The sequence below is a fragment of the Dellaglioa sp. CoH-56-MRSF-13 genome, assembly GCF_056782095.1.
Map to the genome: position 1 here is coordinate 51,451 of NZ_JBXAYC010000002.1, position 17,277 is coordinate 68,727.

At 33.2% G+C, this 17,277-nt stretch carries 17 protein-coding genes and 1 other annotated feature; of the genes, 13 read left to right on the forward strand and 4 right to left on the reverse strand.

Going from position 1 to position 17,277, the window contains the following annotated elements; translation table 11 throughout:
• Positions 1-2: 2 nt before the first annotated feature.
• The 3 genes from gntK to AC1RP1_RS02065 form a co-directional block, all read right to left on the reverse strand.
• Entirely contained in the window at positions 3-1,544 is a 1,542-nt protein-coding gene (gntK, locus tag AC1RP1_RS02055; protein WP_481761371.1) for a gluconokinase, read from the reverse strand.
• 106 nt (positions 1,545-1,650) lie between these two features.
• Positions 1,651-1,974: a hypothetical protein gene (locus AC1RP1_RS02060; RefSeq protein ID WP_481761370.1), complete on the reverse strand. Its 324-nt coding sequence runs from the start codon at positions 1,972-1,974 to the stop codon at positions 1,651-1,653.
• 60 nt (positions 1,975-2,034) lie between these two features.
• Positions 2,035-2,994, reverse strand: a complete 960-nt coding sequence (locus tag AC1RP1_RS02065; protein WP_481761369.1) for a nucleoside hydrolase — start codon at positions 2,992-2,994, stop codon at positions 2,035-2,037.
• Positions 2,995-3,166: 172 nt separating this feature from the next.
• On the opposite strand from AC1RP1_RS02065, the gene AC1RP1_RS02070 reads away from it, so the two are divergent.
• From AC1RP1_RS02070 to AC1RP1_RS02100, 7 genes are all read left to right on the forward strand, one after another.
• Positions 3,167-3,655 carry a DUF3013 family protein gene (locus tag AC1RP1_RS02070; RefSeq protein WP_481761368.1) on the forward strand — a complete coding sequence of 163 codons (489 nt, stop codon included), beginning with the start codon at positions 3,167-3,169 and terminating at the stop codon, positions 3,653-3,655.
• 12 nt (positions 3,656-3,667) lie between these two features.
• Positions 3,668-4,615, forward strand: a complete 948-nt coding sequence (gene prmA, locus AC1RP1_RS02075) for a 50S ribosomal protein L11 methyltransferase (RefSeq protein WP_481761367.1) — start codon at positions 3,668-3,670, stop codon at positions 4,613-4,615.
• 9 nt (positions 4,616-4,624) lie between these two features.
• Positions 4,625-5,353 carry a 16S rRNA (uracil(1498)-N(3))-methyltransferase gene (locus tag AC1RP1_RS02080; protein WP_481761366.1) on the forward strand — a complete coding sequence of 243 codons (729 nt, stop codon included), beginning with the start codon at positions 4,625-4,627 and terminating at the stop codon, positions 5,351-5,353.
• Positions 5,354-5,387: 34 nt separating this feature from the next.
• On the forward strand, positions 5,388-5,711 hold the full coding sequence (locus AC1RP1_RS02085; RefSeq protein ID WP_481762180.1) for a hypothetical protein: 324 nt from the start codon (positions 5,388-5,390) through the stop codon (positions 5,709-5,711).
• Between the two features lie 85 nt (positions 5,712-5,796).
• Positions 5,797-8,025 carry a RelA/SpoT family protein gene (locus AC1RP1_RS02090; protein ID WP_409022473.1) on the forward strand — a complete coding sequence of 743 codons (2,229 nt, stop codon included), beginning with the start codon at positions 5,797-5,799 and terminating at the stop codon, positions 8,023-8,025.
• A 24-nt stretch (positions 8,026-8,049) separates the two neighbouring features.
• Complete coding sequence (dtd, locus tag AC1RP1_RS02095) at positions 8,050-8,496, forward strand: D-aminoacyl-tRNA deacylase (RefSeq protein ID WP_481761364.1); 447 nt, start codon at positions 8,050-8,052, stop codon at positions 8,494-8,496.
• A gap of 63 nt (positions 8,497-8,559) precedes the next feature.
• Positions 8,560-9,183 carry an HAD-IA family hydrolase gene (locus AC1RP1_RS02100; protein WP_481761363.1) on the forward strand — a complete coding sequence of 208 codons (624 nt, stop codon included), beginning with the start codon at positions 8,560-8,562 and terminating at the stop codon, positions 9,181-9,183.
• A gap of 23 nt (positions 9,184-9,206) precedes the next feature.
• Here the strand turns inward: AC1RP1_RS02100 and AC1RP1_RS02105 are convergent, their stop codons facing one another.
• Positions 9,207-10,064: an N-acetylmuramoyl-L-alanine amidase family protein gene (locus tag AC1RP1_RS02105; protein WP_481761362.1), complete on the reverse strand. Its 858-nt coding sequence runs from the start codon at positions 10,062-10,064 to the stop codon at positions 9,207-9,209.
• A 149-nt stretch (positions 10,065-10,213) separates the two neighbouring features.
• Positions 10,214-10,401: a binding site (T-box leader), on the forward strand.
• Positions 10,402-10,456: 55 nt separating this feature from the next.
• Here AC1RP1_RS02105 and hisS point away from each other — a divergent pair.
• From hisS to AC1RP1_RS02135, 6 genes are all read left to right on the forward strand, one after another.
• The gene (gene hisS / locus AC1RP1_RS02110; RefSeq protein WP_481761361.1) at positions 10,457-11,770 is read left to right on the forward strand and encodes a histidine--tRNA ligase; all 1,314 of its coding nucleotides are present in this window, start codon (positions 10,457-10,459) and stop codon (positions 11,768-11,770) included.
• Complete coding sequence (gene aspS / locus AC1RP1_RS02115) at positions 11,767-13,536, forward strand: aspartate--tRNA ligase (protein WP_481761360.1); 1,770 nt, start codon at positions 11,767-11,769, stop codon at positions 13,534-13,536. Before hisS ends, aspS begins: the two co-directional genes overlap by 4 nt.
• Before the next feature lie 110 nt (positions 13,537-13,646).
• A complete protein-coding gene (gene msrA / locus AC1RP1_RS02120; RefSeq protein WP_409022479.1) occupies positions 13,647-14,168 on the forward strand; it encodes a peptide-methionine (S)-S-oxide reductase MsrA in 522 nt (173 codons plus the stop codon).
• Between the two features lie 149 nt (positions 14,169-14,317).
• The gene (locus AC1RP1_RS02125) at positions 14,318-15,193 is read left to right on the forward strand and encodes a YitT family protein (protein WP_409022480.1); all 876 of its coding nucleotides are present in this window, start codon (positions 14,318-14,320) and stop codon (positions 15,191-15,193) included.
• A 114-nt stretch (positions 15,194-15,307) separates the two neighbouring features.
• Positions 15,308-16,393 carry a CDP-glycerol glycerophosphotransferase family protein gene (locus AC1RP1_RS02130; RefSeq protein ID WP_481762179.1) on the forward strand — a complete coding sequence of 362 codons (1,086 nt, stop codon included), beginning with the start codon at positions 15,308-15,310 and terminating at the stop codon, positions 16,391-16,393.
• An 18-nt stretch (positions 16,394-16,411) separates the two neighbouring features.
• On the forward strand, positions 16,412-17,221 hold the full coding sequence (locus AC1RP1_RS02135; protein ID WP_409022482.1) for an ABC transporter permease: 810 nt from the start codon (positions 16,412-16,414) through the stop codon (positions 17,219-17,221).
• Positions 17,222-17,277 lie beyond the last annotated feature (56 nt).

Below are 17,277 nucleotides of genomic sequence, written 5' to 3' on the forward strand. Positions count from 1 at the left end.
AACTAGATTTGATGATAATGTTTCCGCTGGAAATCAGCAATATTTTTATATTCAGCGCTTAATGACCTACTTACTCGAACAAATATAGGTAATAGCTCACGATATACTTCAAAGTTTTCTTTTTGTGGTTGGTGGACATGCATGGAACCAATCATATTTTCAACAGCAGATAGATCAGCAATTAAATGTAAACTTTGCATTCCTAAGACAGCTGCGCCAAGACAAGAACTTTCAAAACTTTCAGGAATTGTAACTTCTTGTTCAAAAATATCGGCTAATAATTGTCGCCATAAAGATGATTGGGCAAAACCACCTGTTGCTTGGATTCTAGTGGGTTTCCCAGCAATTTCAGTTAGTGCTAACATGACCATGTCTAAATTGAAAACGATCCCTTCAAGTACAGCTCGAGCCATATGCGCACGTGTATGTTGACGTGTTAAACCAAAGAATGAACCTCTAGCATTAGCATCCCAGAGTGGTGCCCGTTCGCCACCAAGATAGGGGTGGAAGAGGAGTCCATCGGAACCGGCAGGAACCTTTTCTGCAATTTGAGTGATGACTTCATAGGGATCAATTTTCATTTGTTCAGCAGTAATTTTTTCGGGTGTAAATATCTCATCGCGCAACCAGCGGAAGACGATACCGCCATTGTTAACTGGCCCACCAATGACCCATTTATTTTTGGCGAGCGCATAACAGAATAGTCTACCTTTAGGATCTGTAACAGGGTGATCGATAACCATTCTAACGGCACCACTCGTACCAATTGTGACAGCCGCAACACCCGGTTCGATAGCATTAACACCAAGGTTTGATAGAACACCATCACTTGCACCAACAATAAAAGGAACATCACGTTGGATACCAGTTATTTTAGAAAATTCAGTATTTAGTCCGGATAGTTGGTACGTTGTTTCAACTAGTTCTGGTAACTGTTCAGGTGTGACACCAGTTACAGATAATGCTTGCTTATCCCAATCTAAATTAAAAATATTGAATAAGCCTGTAGCTGACGCTAAAGAATGATCAATAACAAGTCGATCAAATAATTGATATAAAATATAATCTTTAATACCAACAAAATAGGCTGCCTGATTAAATAAATCTGGTTTATCATTCTTTAACCAAATTAGTTTTGATAATGGTGACATAGGATGAATAGGTGTTCCAGTTTTGAGATAAATTTCATGACCAACACCTGATTCATTTAAATCATCACTCCACTTGCTAGCTCTGTTATCAGCCCAAGTAATCGATCTAGTTAACGGTTTATGATTTTTATCAAGTAGAATTAAACTGTGCATGGCAGCTGAAAATGAAACGCCTTTTAAATCAGTGGGGCGTAAGTTCGCTTTTTTATTGACCTCAGTGATTGCTTTTGTTACAGCAGCATAAATTTCATCAGGATCTTGTTCAGCCATCCCATTTTCTTCTTGATAAAGTGAGTAACCAATATTAGCGTATTCAATTACGGTACCTTTAAGATCGTATAAAACTGCTTTCGTGCTTGTTGTTCCAATATCAACACCGATTATATGTGGCATAGTGATCTCCCTTGAATAAATAGTAGTATGAATAATAAAGTTTATTAAAATTACAGTTAACGCTTACATTATCGTCTTTGAGTTAATTTAAAGCAACTATCTTTACTTATTTAAAATTTGATAATAAAGGATAGAATGCTGCTAAAATTAAAAAGAAGGAAAGAATAATGATTAGAATAGTTTGACGGCGATTACCATGATGTAAGAATAAGTTTAAACATGAGGTAACAGCAATGTAACCACCAAGTATCATCAAAAAGATAAATGTATCTGTAATAGGATTTAAACTAATAAGCGAAAAAAGTCCCAGTATCAATAGCCAGTTACGACTATTTTTTTCCCAGGCTAACGAGCCAAAAAAAAGTGACTTATATGAAAATTTTCGACGTTTTTTTTTCGTAAATGTAGAAATATAAATAATAGTGGTCATAATAAACCAAATGGAAAGAATGAATGGACCGAGATATTGCATAAGTAAACTCCGTTAAATTTAATTTTTTGAAAATAAAGTTGATAAACGTGTCATAAAAGTCGATAAGAATCTTTCGGTTTCAACGGCAACAGCGACAACCGTTGTTGCTTGATTTGAATTTAGGCGTGTCTCGTCACCGATTGTACGTCCAGAAAAAGGCGCTTCTGTGTCAACTTTCATATTGATAGGTAAAGTAGTGACTAAAGATGCATCTATAGCAACGGCAACAGCTAAGGGGTCATGCAAAGCACAGCCGTCTAAATTTGTTTTTAGGTTTGCATAGGCGTTAATATAGTAATCAACAATATCGGCGAAAGCTCGACTTGATGGACTGTCAATTTCACGCCATAGCTCTGTTTCTTTTTTTGTTAAAAGTGTTTTAAGTGTTACGTCTAGACCTACCATTGTAATAGGCAATTTACTTTGGAATACTTCATTTGCGGCTTCTGGATCTTGATTAATATTTGCTTCAGCAACGGCAGTTACATTTCCAGGGATTGTTAAAGCACCACCCATTAAAACGACTTTACCAATTAATGTTTCAATTTTAGGATCTTTTTTTATGGCTAATGATAAGTTCGTTAATGGACCAGTAGGCACAATAATTAAATCTGATTGAAATTCATGTGCAGAATCGATAATAAAATCGATTCCAGATTCTGAGGCGTATGGTTGGCTTGATTTAGGGATTTTTATGTCACCTAAACCGTTCATACCATGTATTTCTTGGCTTATTTCTAAAGTATCAAAAGATTGAGTCGTGATTGAATGTTTCTCACCGAGATAAACTGGAATATTTGATTCACCTAATAAATTAAGTAAGTTCAAACTGTTTTGAACACCAGCTAGCATTTGCAGGTTACCGTAAGAACCTACAATACCAATTAAATCAATTTCGGTACTAGCGAGAGCATAGGCAATAGCCAATGCATCGTCAATACCAGTGTCTAAATCCAAAATCATTTTCTTTCTTCCCATAAATAAAACCTCCCCAATATTTTAATAACCTTAGTTTACCAAAAAAAGCGATAAATTGTTATCGTTTTCCTCTTTAATTAATGCATGAATGAATGCAATGCTTTATAATAAACTTTGAGAACTAAACAAAATTTGATGTAATTTAAATTTATTTAAAATATGAGGTGATAGTATGGCACAAGAAACATTGTTTGATTATTTAAAGAAGGAATTACCAAAAATTGATTTTGATGGTGATATTGTATTAGATTGGCAGAAAAAGGATCATACATTTACAGTAGATCTCACATTTTATGCTGAGAATAAGTCACAACAAGCAATTCTTGATATTGAAGGTGTTAACTCAGAATTACCCATTATTTCATTTGGGGATGCTATATTACTCTATGATGAAGAACGTTTTGACTCAAAGGAAGTTGAAAAAGAGTATTTAACAACATTACCCTTTCAAGGGAAATCGGGTTGGGAACGCTCAGAGGCAGCAGCATTTATTAACTATTTACAAATTGTACTAGACAATGGTCAAAGTGATTTGTTAGATTTTTTGAATGATGATGATGCTGAATTCTTTGAACTAAGTTGGTCAGCTAGCGATTTTGAAAAAATTCAAAAAGCACAAAGTACAGAAAAAAGTATGCGATTAATTTATCCAAAATTTTAGGAGGATTTCAATTTGAAATGGACAGAAGTAAGTATCTCAACAAGTAGTGAAGCTGTAGAAGCGGTTTCTAATATTTTAATTGAAAGTGGTGCTGAAGGTGTCCAAATTGATGATTCAAAAGATTTTGAAAAATTAATGCAGGATAATTTAGACGGGAACGATTTTACATCAGTTGAGCACCAAAATGATGGAGCAAAGATTTCTGCCTTTTTCCCTGAAACTATTTTTATTCCTGAAATATTGCCAACTATACAGAGTAGGGTTAATCAATTAGCTGATTTTGGACTTAATCCGGGACGTGGTCTGATTGAATTGAATGAAGTGGATGACCAAGGTTGGGGATTGGAATGGCAACAATACTACCATCCGGTTAGAGTTACCCGATTCCTAACAATAGTACCAAGTTGGGAGAAATATCAGGTGGTCCAACCTGATGAAAAAGTGATACGTTTAGACCCTGGTAAAGCATTCGGTACAGGAACACATCCCACAACCCGGCTAGCTTTGGTAGCACTAGAGCAAGTAATACGTGGAAATGAATCTATGATTGATGTTGGAACAGGTTCAGGTGTTTTAAGTATTGCTGCAAAACATCTTGGTGTTGGTCATATTGATGCGTATGATTTGGACGATATTGCAGTAGATGCTGCCGTATTAAATTTCAACTTAAATCCAATTGCAAATCAGATACATGTAGCAGCTAATGATTTACTAAATGGTATTGATAATAAGGTTGATTTAATTGTGGCTAATATTTTGTCCGAAATTATTGTACCGTTAATTCCGCAAGCTAGAAGAAATTTAAATCCAGGTGGCCATTTTGTGACATCTGGGATTATTGCAGATAAAGTCGATTTAATCAAGGAGTCACTGGTAACTGGTGGATTTGAAATACAACAGATTTTAAATATGGGTGACTGGTTCTCAATTATTGCAGTTAAAATGGATTTGGAAGGTTAGGTAGTAAAGATGCAGAGATATTTTTTGAAATCTGATGAGTTAATTTTAACAGATGAGGATTTTCATCATGCAATTAAAGTTATGCGTTTGGCTGTTGGTGATCAAGTTGAACTCGTTAAGCAATCAACAGAGGTTGTTGTTGCAAAGATGAAACAGGTTACTGAAAGTTCAGCTACTTTTGATTATCAAAAGACAGTAGAAACATTAGTTGAGTTGCCAGTAGAAGTAACAATTGCGTCGGCTCTTTCAAAAAAAGATAAGGCAGACTGGATTGTACAAAAAGGTACAGAAATGGGGGCTGCCCATTTTATATTTTTTAATAGTGATTTTTCTATTGCAAAATGGGATCAAAAAAAGCAGGCTAAAAAAATTGAACGTTTAAAAAAAATTGCTAAGGGTGCTGCAGAACAAGCACATCGAACTAAAATTCCAACGATTTCATACGCTAAAAAAATTGATGAGATATTTCAACAATCTTATGATATTCAGATTGTTGCATATGAAGAATCTGCTAAACAAGGTGAGGTTAGCCAACTAAAAAAATCATTTGATTTGATTGAACCTAATCAAAATATGATTGCGGTATTTGGTTCAGAGGGTGGTATTTCAAAATCAGAAATTGATAAGTTAGCTACAGCTGGTTATCAAAAGGTAGGCTTAGGACCTAGAATTTTACGTGCAGAGACTGCTCCGTTATACTTATTAGCGAGCCTTTCATTTGTTAGTGAATTAAGTTAAGTAAGGCATGAGAAAACGAAATGAGGAAATATTTTTGAAAAATTTTCTAAGCATAACAGCTGCATGGTACTTAACGGTAAGTATTGCCATCGGAATTGTGGTCCCGATGGTACTGACCTTAGTTAATGCAAACGATGTTATAAAAATTGGTGTTTCTTTATTTATAGTAAATGTCATTTTTTCTATCATTATTGGTGTTATTATTGGTAGAAATGATCATAGTTTGATTTTTAACTTTTTCTTTCCAGTTATTTTTGCAATAGGTGTGTTGTGCCATTTATTTCAAAGTATCACTATCTTTTTTGCAATTATTTATCTTTGTTTATCATTATTAACATGGGGAATTTCAAAAAAATAATACAAATACTTTATGAATACATGAGTACGCGGACTGCATTATGGAATCGCGTATTTTTATTTTATATAAAAAGAGGTGTGTAGATATGACAAAAGAAGAAATGTGGAGTGCTAGAGACGTTTTGGAAATCGTTGAAAGCTATATGAATGAAGAACATGTTGCATTTGTACAAAAAGCATGTGATTTTGCTACCTATGTTCATAAGAATCAATATCGTAAGTCTGGCGAACCATATATAATGCACCCAATACAAGTTGCTGGTATTCTTGCAGAATTAAAAATGGATCCGGAGACTGTTAGTGCAGGATTTTTACATGATGTTGTTGAAGACACACCAGTTACTTTAGGTGATGTAGGCGAACTTTTTGGTAAAGATGTGCAAGTAATTGTCGATGGTGTAACAAAATTAGGTCAAATTCAATATAAATCTCATCAAGAGCAATTAGCTGAAAATCATCGTAAATTATTGTTAGCGATGTCTAAAGATTTACGTGTTATTATTGTGAAATTAGCAGATAGGTTACATAATATGCGGACGTTAAAACACTTACGTCCAGATAAGCAACGACGAATTGCAAATGAAACGTTAGAAATATATGCACCATTGGCAGACCGTTTAGGTATTAGTACGATTAAGTGGGAATTAGAAGATAGTTCATTACGTTATCTGAACCCCCAACAATACTATCGAATTGTTCATTTGATGAATTCTAAACGTGAAGAACGTGAGGCTTATATTTCTGGAGCTATTGAAGAAATAAAAGTTTCCATTAGTGATTTAAAAGTTTCAAGCGAAATTTATGGGCGACCAAAGCATTTGTATTCTGTCTATAAAAAGATGAAAGACCAACATAAACAATTCTCTCAAATTTATGACCTCCTAGCTGTTAGAGTAATTGTTGGATCAATTAAAGATTGTTATGCGGTACTTGGGGCAATACATTCTAGATGGAAACCAATGCCTGGAAGATTTAAAGACTATATTGCGATTCCAAAGGCTAACTTGTACCAGTCTCTGCATACGACTGTTGTCGGACCAGAGGGACGTCCTTTTGAAGTTCAAATTAGAACAAAAGAGATGCATGAAATAGCTGAATTTGGTGTAGCAGCACATTGGGCTTACAAAGAAGGTGTGAAAGAGAAAGTTCAGCAAGATGACGCGGGTACAAAATTAAATTGGTTTAAAGAAATTATTGAATTACAAGATGAGACTGATGATGCTTCTGCTTTTATGGAAAGTGTTAAAGGCGATATCTTTGGTGACCGCGTTTATGTATTCACACCTAAAGGTGATGTTTTTGAATTACCCAAAGGTGCAGGACCACTTGATATGGCCTACAGTATTCATACTGAAATTGGACATCATACAACGGGTGCAAAAGTTAACGGAAAGATTGTGCCATTAGATTATCAAGTCAAAAATGGAGACATTGTTGATATCTTAACTAGTAAAAGTTCAATAGGACCAAGCCGTGATTGGGTTAATTTGGTGCATACAAATAAAGCTAGAAATAAAATTAAACACTTCTTCAAACTACAAGATCGTGTTGCTAATGCAGCTAAAGGTGAAGATTTATTGACGATGCAATTAATTGATTTAGGATTTGATCCTAAAAAAGTCATTACAAAAGAAAATATGAAACAGCTTTTGGATAAAAGACAATTGTCTGAATCAGATGACTTGTATGCTGCAATTGGATTTGGAGAGGTAGCAACGTTAGGTGTCGCCAATGCTTTAACGGAAGATATTCGCTCTAAAGAAGAAGAAGTTCGACAAGTTAATGAGCAGAAGGCAATCCTTGAAGAACATAAAGAAATGAAAAAACCAGACGTATCTGAAAAAAATCGTAAAAGTAGCCATGATGGTGGTGTTGTAATTGATGGCGTCGATAACTTACTTGTTCGATTAAGTCATTGCTGTAATCCTATTCCAGGAGATGACATTATTGGTTATATTACAAAGGGGCGTGGTGTTTCAGTTCATAGAACTGAATGTCCTAATGTTATTAAAGCTGAAGAGTCCGGGGAAAGAATTATTAGTGTTAAATGGGATAAAACCATGGATGATAAATCTAATTATCAATCTGATTTGGAAATCCAAGGGTACAATCGTTCTGGACTTTTGAATGATATTTTACAATCATTGAATAATACAACTAAGCAATTAAGCTCAGTTAATGGCCGTGTTGATAATAATAAAATTGCGACAATGGATGTTTCAGTTGGCGTAAAAGATATTGTTCAATTAGAAAGAATTATGGAAACTTTGAAAAGTGTTGAAGACGTTTATGCTGTTAAAAGGAAAATTCATTAATTTTCTAATGGAGGTACTAAAGAAGTGAAAATTGTTGTTCAACGTGTTAAAAAGGCTAGTGTTTCGGTAAATGGTCAGGTATTAAATCAGATTAATGTAGGATATCTTTTATTGGTGGGATTTAAGACGGGTGATACATCTACTGAGATAGATTATATGGTAAAAAAAATCTCTAATTCCAGATTATTTGAAGATGATATGGGAAAAATGAATTTAAGTATTCAAGAAATAAATGGAGAAATTCTATCTGTTTCACAATTTACTTTGTACGCGTCAACAAAAAAAGGGAATAGACCAAGCTTTACAGATTCTGAAGAACCTAATTTAGCTGAGGAACATTATGATGAATTTAATCAAAAATTGGCTGAAATAGTAACTATTGTTAAACCAGGTCAATTTGGAGCAGATATGGATGTTGAACTTATAAATGATGGACCAGTAACAATTATTTTTGATACAGAGAAAAAATAAAGGATGTATTAGAATCAACTCTAATACATCTTTTTGGTGTAAAGAATATTTGGAGGGTATAAAATGATAAATAATTATTTTTGGGACTTTGATGGGACGCTTTTTGATACTTATCCTGAGATGGTTAAGGCATTTCAAGAAGCGTTACGTTTACAAAATGTAATTGCGACTAGAACAGAAATTTATAAAATTATGCGAGAAAAATCTGTTAGACAAGCAATTCAAATTTATCAAGAAACAAATTTGAATTTAGATGTTGAACAATTGAGGGTAAGCTATGATGATTTAGAAAGACAGAGTCAAAAAAATGCAAAATTATTTCCTGGTGCAAAAGAAGTTTGTAAATGGGTGGTTGATAATGGTGGACAAAACTTTTTATTAACCCATAGGGATCAAAGCGCAATTGATATGCTTAGGGAAACAAATATTATTCATTTGTTTTCAGATTTTGTTACTTCAGATCAAAAATTTCCAAGGAAACCTAATCCAGCGTCACTTAATTATCTTGCAGAAAAAAATGCAGTTGATTACCAGAAAGCAGCAATGATTGGTGATCGGGAGTTGGATATTGCTGCAGGGCATAATGCAGGTATGAAGGGATATTTATTTGATTTTGATCAAATGATTTCAACAGTTGAAAAACCAGATAAGCGTGTATTGAAATTAATTGATTTAATACAAAAATAAGACAATGATAGTTAAGCATTGTCTTATTTATTTTGGATATAATTTGTTAAACCTTCAACGACTGATTTTGCTGTTTTTTCTTGAAAGCTGCTACTTTGGATTAACTTAAAGTCATATTTTGTATTAATGTACCCTAATTCTAGTAAGACGGATGGTTGTGTATTATCTCTTAGAACAAGAAAATCGCCAAATTCCGTTCCACGATTATCAAGACCGGTATCGTTTAATTCGGCATTTATTGAATTTGCAAGTGCTAAATCAGCTGTCTTATTATAGTAGTAACTTGTTAAACCAGTTGCTTCATCATCATTAGGCGATGAATCAAAATGGAAACTAATAAATGCATCTGCATTATTTGATTCTGCAAGTTTAGCGCGTGGGGCTAAATCTACATACGAATCAGAGTCTCGTGTTAAAATCACATTGGCGCCACGTTTCTTAAGAAGATAAGCTACTTTTTTTACAATTTGAAGCGTGTAGATTTTTTCTTGTTTATCTTTGATTGAAAGTGCACCTGAATCGTTACCGCCATGTCCGGGATCTAAAACAATCGTTGCTTCAGATAATTTAGTCACTTTGGCATTTTTTTTAGAAAGAATCCAGTTTGCTACCCAACCTTTTTTAGTATTTGGCAAACTTACGTATGACCAATTATTTTTTTCTCGAATAATTGTAATACGCTCACCTTTCTTAAGAGTGTCTAACACTTTATTTGACGTACTTGGTCCGGTACGTACATTAATATTGTCAGATGTAACAACGGTTTCTTTTAAATAAGTTGTCGTTTTTACAATACCTAAACATAGGGTACAAAAAATGATGATTAATAAAATGACTCTTGGCCAGTTTATGCTGAATCCATGTTTTCTATTTGTTGACATTTATGTACTCCTTTAACTATAGATATTGAATCTAAATATTAGTATACCAAATATTTGTTCAATAGTAAGAATCAAATTTAATAATATTGTAAGTTAAGCTGTACTTGACTTTAGAGAGTTACTCGAGTAACTTTATAATTAATAAAATATTAAAACCGATGAAAAAGAAATTAGGTTAGTTAAATTGTATAGAGAGTGAATAATTTGCTGAAATATTCACCATTTTTGCTAACCGAAAGACACTTTTGAGGTGCGTGTGGTTAAATCACATGTCGTTTAAGTTGCGTTAAGCTATTAGTAAAAAATTAAGGTGGTACCGTGCAAAAGCACCCTTGTCGTATTTAGATGAGGGTGCTTTTTTGTATATAATGCCACAAATAGGAGGATTTATAATGAAATTTCAACGTCCCAAAGGAACAGCAGATATAATCCCAGCAGATTCAAAAAAATGGCAATATATTGAAGAAACCGCTAGAAATATATTCTCAAGTTACCAATATGATGAAATTAGAACACCACTTTTTGAACATTTTGAGGTTTTTTCAAGAACTTCAGGTGATACTTCTGATATTGTAACTAAAGAAATGTATGATTTTAAAGATAAAGGTGACCGCCATATAACACTTCGTCCTGAAGGAACAGCTGGAGTTGTTAGAGCGTATGTTGAAAATAAACTTTATGGCCCAGAAATTCAAAAGCCATTTAAAACGTATTATATTGGACCAATGTTTCGTTATGAAAGACCTCAATCTGGACGCTTACGTCAATTTCATCAAATTGGAGTTGAAGCCTTTGGGGTTGATAATCCAACACTTGATGTTGAAGTTATGGCAATGGCAATTGATTTCTTATCAAAATTTGGATTAACAAATTTAAAATTAGCTATTAATACTTTGGGAGATAATGATAGTCGTGATAATTATCGTGACGCATTAGTTGCATATTTACGTCCCTTCGCTGATCAATTAAGTGATGATTCAAAAGCACGTTTAGAAAAAAATCCACTACGCGTTTTGGATAGTAAAGATAAAGGTGATCAAGAAATTGTTAAAAATGCACCATCAATTCTAGATTACCTTAGTGAAGAGTCACAGGCTCATTTTAACCAAGTAAAAGTGTTACTTGATGCATTGGAAATTCCATATGAAGTTGATTCAACAATGGTTCGTGGACTTGATTATTATAACCATACCATTTTCGAAATTATGTCTGATTCAAAAGCATTTGGTGGGAAATTTACGACCATTTGTGCTGGTGGACGATATAATGGCCTTGTTGAGCAATTAGGTGGTCCTGAAACACCAGGGATTGGTTTTGGCTTGGGGATTGAAAGATTATTATTAGTTCTTGAAGCTGAAGATGCAAAATTACCCGTTGAACAAAGTTTAGATGTTTATGTTGTTGGTATTGGTGAAGAAACGAATACTGAAACACTAAAACTCGTGCAATCAATGCGTAAGGCAGGTTATTCAATTGAAAGAGATTATTTAAATCGTAAACCAAAAGGTCAATTTAAATCTGCTAATCGTATGAATGCTCATTTTGTTATGACTTTAGGTGAGAGCGAACTAGAAACACAAACTTTGAATTTTAAAAATATGAAAACAAGTCAAGAAATTATATTAAAATTAGAAGATGTATATACTGATTTTTCGAAAGTATATGAAAAGGCATTAAAATTAGAAATGGAGGCTGATGGAGAATGAAAAGAACAACATACAATGGTTTAGTTGATGAAACTTTTATTGGTCAAACAGTTACATTAAAGGGATGGGTACAAAAAAGACGCGATTTAGGAAATTTAATTTTTATTGATTTACGTGATCGTGAGGGCATTGTTCAACTGGTTTTTAGTCAAGAATTTGATTCCGAAGCTTTAAAGATTGCTGAAGAGTTACGTAATGAATTTGTTGTTGAGGTTGCAGGAAAAGTGACACAACGGGATGCTAAAGCAATCAACCCAAGAATGAAAACGGGTAAGATTGAAGTTGAAGTTCATAATGCAGTTATTTTGAATAAAGCAAAAACACCGCCATTTGAAATACAAGATGATATTAATGTTGTAGATGATACAAGATTAAAATATCGTTATTTAGACTTACGTCGTCCTGAAATGCAAAAATCATTAATGATTCGTAGCCGTATTACACAATCTGTTCACAGCTACTTAGATAATCAAAATTTTATTGATATTGAAACACCATATTTAACAAAATCAACACCTGAAGGGGCTCGTGACTATCTTGTACCTTCCCGTGTCTATCCTGGGCATTTTTATGCATTACCACAATCACCTCAATTATTTAAGCAATTATTGATGAATGCCGGATTTGATCGTTACTACCAAATTGCTCGTTGTTTTAGAGACGAAGATTTGCGTGGTGACCGTCAACCTGAATTTACGCAAATAGATTTAGAAACATCATTTATGTCTGCTGAAGAAATTCAAGATTTAACAGAAGGTTTATTAAAACGTGTAATGAAAGATACTTTAAATATTGACCTCGAATTACCATTACAACGTATGACTTGGAATGAATCAATGGCAAGATATGGTTCTGAAAAACCGGATATTAGATTTGATATGGAATTAAAAGATATGTCTGCTGCAGTTAAAGATATTGATTTTAAAGTATTTACTAATACTTTAAACAATGGTGGACTTGTTAATGCTATTGCGATTCCTGGTGGTGCCGATAAGTATTCACGCAAAGCGATTGATGCTAAAACGGCTTATATTGAACGTTTTGGTGCTAAAGGGTTAGCTTGGGTAAAAGTAACTGAAGAAGGATTTAGTGGCCCAATTGCTAAATTTTTAAATGACCATGTTGATGCAATTAAAGAAGCTGCTGGTGCAAATGTCGGAGATTTAATTTTGTTTGTTGCTGACAAAGCAAGTGTTGTTCGTGCATCATTAGGTTACTTACGTAATGATATTGCCAAAGAGATGGATATGATTGATGAAAATAGATTCGCCTTCCTTTGGGTTGTTGATTGGCCATTATTTGAATACAGTGAAGACTTTGACAAATTTATTGCTGCGCATCATCCTTTTACTATGCCAAATGAAGAAGATATTCATTTACTTGATGAAAATCCACATGAAGCACATGCACAAAGTTATGATATTATTTTGAATGGTTATGAATTGGGTGGTGGGTCAATCCGTATTCATAAACGCGATATTCAAGAAAAAATGTTTAAGGCTTTAGGATTTACTAAAGAAAGTGCGGAAGAACAATTTGGATTTTTCCTAGATGCACTTGATTATGGATTCCCACCACATGGTGGATTGGCTATTGGGTTAGACAGATTTGCTATGTTATTGGCAAAGAAAGATAACATTCGCGAAGTTATCGCGTTCCCTAAAAATTCAAAAGCATCAGAGCCATTGACGAATGCGCCTAGTCTAGTTGCAAGTAAGCAATTAGATGAATTATCGTTAAAAGTTGAAGAAAATAAATTAAAATAGACGTTTAAAAGACTAATGATTAAACTCATTAGTCTTTTTTAGGCATAAAAATATCAATATTATGTTAAGTGATTTATTATTATCATATATTAAGAGGGGGAATGATGATAATGAGTGAAAAAGCAATATTCGCTGGTGGTTGTTTTTGGTGCATGGTTGAACCGTTTGAAGAACAAGCAGGAATTTTAAATGTCGTATCTGGATATACAGGAGGACACACTAAAAATCCAACATATGAAGATGTTGTATCTGAAACAACGGGGCATACTGAGGCAGTTGAGATAACATTTGACCCTAAAAAAATTAATTACGCTCAGCTTGTTGAGATATATTGGCAACAAACAGATCCAACTGATGCGATGGGGCAATTTCAAGATAGGGGTAGTTCATATCGCCCAGTGATTTATACACTAAATGATGAGCAAAGAAAAATTGCGGAAACTTCAAGACAACTATTGATTGATAGTCATAGATTCAAAGAACCAATTGTTACAACTATAGAAGATGCAGGTCCATTTTATGCTGCTGAGGATTATCATCAAGAGTTTTATAAAAAGAATCCAAGAAGATTTGCTATGGAAGAAAACGGTGGACGGAATCAATTTAAACAATCTGTCTGGAAATCTAAATAAGTTAAAAGAGTCTTTTCGAATGAATTTTGAAAAGACTCTTTTTGTATAGATTAAGATTTACTTGATAAGTAAATGTCTAACTGTATCTGACCGTAATGAATGGTATAATATTCGTAACTTGTTAAAATGAAATGTGAGGTTTTTTGATCATGGACGATCTGCAACAAATTTTTAAGAAACATTCATACGCGGCCAAAGCTTCAACAGCATTTATATATGCGATATTAGTTTCGGTTGCGATGAACTTTTTTTGGACACCAGGAAAAATATATGCCTCTGGTATTACGGGGTTAGCGCAATTAGTAGCAACCCTCCTTAGTCGATATGCACCATTTCAAATATCGACTGCGTTACTCTTATTTCTTTTAAATGTACCAATGTTCATTTTGGCTTGGAATAAAATTGGTCACCGTTTTACTGTGTTTACTTTTCTAGCAGTTGTATTTTCAAGTATTATGATCAAAGCAATTACGCCAGTAACGTTAACAACGGATCCTATTATTTGCGCGATATTTGGTGGAGCTGTTAATGGATTTGGTACTGGATTAGCGCTTAGAAATGGAATTTCAACTGGTGGATTAGATATTATTGGCTTAACAATTAAAAAGAAAACAGGTAAAAGTATTGGAACTATTAATATTATTTTTAATGCTTTTATTGTTCTAGCAGCCGGTTTTATTTATGGTTGGCCATATGCTTTTTATTCTGCATTGGGATTATTTGTTAATGCTAGAGTCATGGATATGGTTTATACAAGACAACAAAAAATGCAAGTTATGATTGTGACGAGTCGTCCTAAGAGTGTGATTGATTCAATACAAAATCATATGCGTCGTGGAATCACAATTGTTAACGATGTTGAGGGTGCTTATCATCATGATGATAAGACACTTTTAATTACCGTTATTTCGAGATATGAACAAAATGAATTACATGATGCAATGGAAGAGTCAGACCCGGTCGCATTTGTTAGTATCTCAGAAAACGTTCAGATATGGGGACGTTTTTATGAGCAAGCATTATAAATAAAACTAAAGGATTAATAAGTTATGCAAATTAAAAAGATAATCTACTTATTTCTCATCAGACTATTTTCGTTACTGAATTTCTCTAAAAAAAGTACTAATATCAGCTATTTAATGAGTTTCGGTGGTAATAGTGACTTCATTCGGAAATTAAATCAAAGATGTTTAGATAATAATCAACATTTAATCATTTTTTATCGACCTTCTATGAAGTTAGAAATTAAGAATATCGAAGACTTAAATATTGAAACCAAAATATTTACTGAAAATATTTCTTTCGTATTAAATTTAATCCCTCTGATTTCTAAGAGTAACTTAATTTTTGTCGATAATTATTTTGCTTTTTTAGCCACAATGCATACAAAAAAAACAACCAAAATTGTTCAACTTTGGCATGCAAATGGGGCAATTAAATCGTTTGGTTGGGATGAGCCTAAGACAGCTGATCGATCAGCTGAAGATAAAAAACGATTTCAATCTGTCTATAATCAATTTGATGATTTTATTGTAGCGTCAGCTAAAATGGGGTCAGTATTTAAGAAAAGTTATCATGTTTCTGATAATCACATTTTAGAACTTGGATACCCTGCTACAGATAAATTTAAAGATAGCAATTGGATAAAATTAACAAAAAAAAATATTTTTAGTAGCCACCCAGACTTAATTAAGAAAAAAATCATTTTATACGCACCAACATATAGAGAAGATATAAATGGGGAAGTTATATTAGAAATACCAGATGATTTTTCTAATATTCAAGAATTATTAAATGATGAAACTAAGTTAATTATTAAATTACATCCGCATTTAAAGGACAAAGAGCTTGCCTTTAAAAAATTATTATCTAAGAATAATGATATTTTATGGGTGGATGAATACACAACTGGAGAATTGTTGGTCATCACAAATTGTTTAATTACAGATTATTCATCGGTTATTTTTGATTTCAGTTTATTGCCAAACGCTGAACGAGTTTTATTCTATTGTTTTGATTTAAAGAATTATGAAAGTAGTATTGGGATTCAATCGGATTTTAATAACTGGGTACCAGGACCGATTGTGCAAACAATGAGTGAACTAGTTGCTACTTATAAAGAATTCAAAAATAGTGATAGACAATTAGCAACATTTAATTTATTATGGAATACATCTAATGATGGGCATGCGACAGAGCGTGTTCTAGATTATTATTTTACTTAAATAAGGAGCGTCAATACATTGAAAAAAGTTATTTCAATTATAAAAGAACAATTTGAAAATTTACCAATTATATTTCGAGTTTCAAAATATGAAGATCGAGCAAGTTACCAAAGTCATTATTTAGGAATTGCATGGGAGTTTTTAAACCCAATGATTCAAATTGGTATTTACTATCTTGTTTTCGGTGTTGCCTTGCACGCTGGACAACAGATAGATGGGGTTAATTATTTTGCTTGGATGATGGTGGGTATCGCCCCATGGTTGTTTATGAATTCTAGTGTACTTGGTATGTCTCGTAGTGTTTATGAAAAAGTTGGATTAGTTGCTAAAATGAAATTTCCAGTTAGCGTACTACCAACAATTCGTATGGTCAGTCAAATGACTGCGTATTGGGTTATGTTCGGTTTTAGTATTATTGTTTTATTATTATCAGGTGTAACGCCCACTTTGTATTGGTTACAGTACATTTATTATTTTATCTGTATGATTGCATTTTTATTTGCTTTCGGTATTTTTAATTCAACCATCTCAATTTTAGCTCGTGATTACTATATAGCACTCCAATCGATTATGAGGGTTTTATTTTACATGTCAGGTATTTTATTCAATTTAAATTCTGGTAGTTTTCCTAAAGTTTTTGTTAGAATTCTACAAATAAATCCGTTTAACTATTTAGTCGCAGGGTTTAGAGAAACTTTCTTGAGCGAAGGTTGGTTTTTTAATAATCCAACACAACTATTACTATTTTGGTCAATCACATTAATGTTCCTCTTAATAGGATCACATTTACACTATAAATTTAGAGCTCATTTTGTTGATTTAATTTAAATATAAAAGATTTAGAAAACTTCCTGTCAGGTGAGTATTCTAAATCTTTTTTTATA

Bases quoted from the DNA above. Each gene is read 5' to 3' on its own strand.
- gntK (WP_481761371.1), bottom strand. From the start codon at position 1,544: ATGCCACATATAATCGGTGTTGATATTGGAACAACAAGCACGAAAGCA.
- AC1RP1_RS02060 (WP_481761370.1), bottom strand. From the start codon at position 1,974: ATGACCACTATTATTTATATTTCTACATTTACGAAAAAAAAACGTCGA.
- AC1RP1_RS02065 (WP_481761369.1), bottom strand. From the start codon at position 2,994: ATGGGAAGAAAGAAAATGATTTTGGATTTAGACACTGGTATTGACGAT.
- AC1RP1_RS02070 (WP_481761368.1), top strand. From the start codon at position 3,167: ATGGCACAAGAAACATTGTTTGATTATTTAAAGAAGGAATTACCAAAA.
- AC1RP1_RS02080 (WP_481761366.1), top strand. From the start codon at position 4,625: ATGCAGAGATATTTTTTGAAATCTGATGAGTTAATTTTAACAGATGAG.
- AC1RP1_RS02090 (WP_409022473.1), top strand. From the start codon at position 5,797: ATGACAAAAGAAGAAATGTGGAGTGCTAGAGACGTTTTGGAAATCGTT.
- AC1RP1_RS02100 (WP_481761363.1), top strand. From the start codon at position 8,560: ATGATAAATAATTATTTTTGGGACTTTGATGGGACGCTTTTTGATACT.
- AC1RP1_RS02105 (WP_481761362.1), bottom strand. From the start codon at position 10,064: ATGTCAACAAATAGAAAACATGGATTCAGCATAAACTGGCCAAGAGTC.
- hisS (WP_481761361.1), top strand. From the start codon at position 10,457: ATGAAATTTCAACGTCCCAAAGGAACAGCAGATATAATCCCAGCAGAT.
- aspS (WP_481761360.1), top strand. From the start codon at position 11,767: ATGAAAAGAACAACATACAATGGTTTAGTTGATGAAACTTTTATTGGT.
- msrA (WP_409022479.1), top strand. From the start codon at position 13,647: ATGAGTGAAAAAGCAATATTCGCTGGTGGTTGTTTTTGGTGCATGGTT.
- AC1RP1_RS02125 (WP_409022480.1), top strand. From the start codon at position 14,318: ATGGACGATCTGCAACAAATTTTTAAGAAACATTCATACGCGGCCAAA.
- AC1RP1_RS02130 (WP_481762179.1), top strand. From the start codon at position 15,308: ATGAGTTTCGGTGGTAATAGTGACTTCATTCGGAAATTAAATCAAAGA.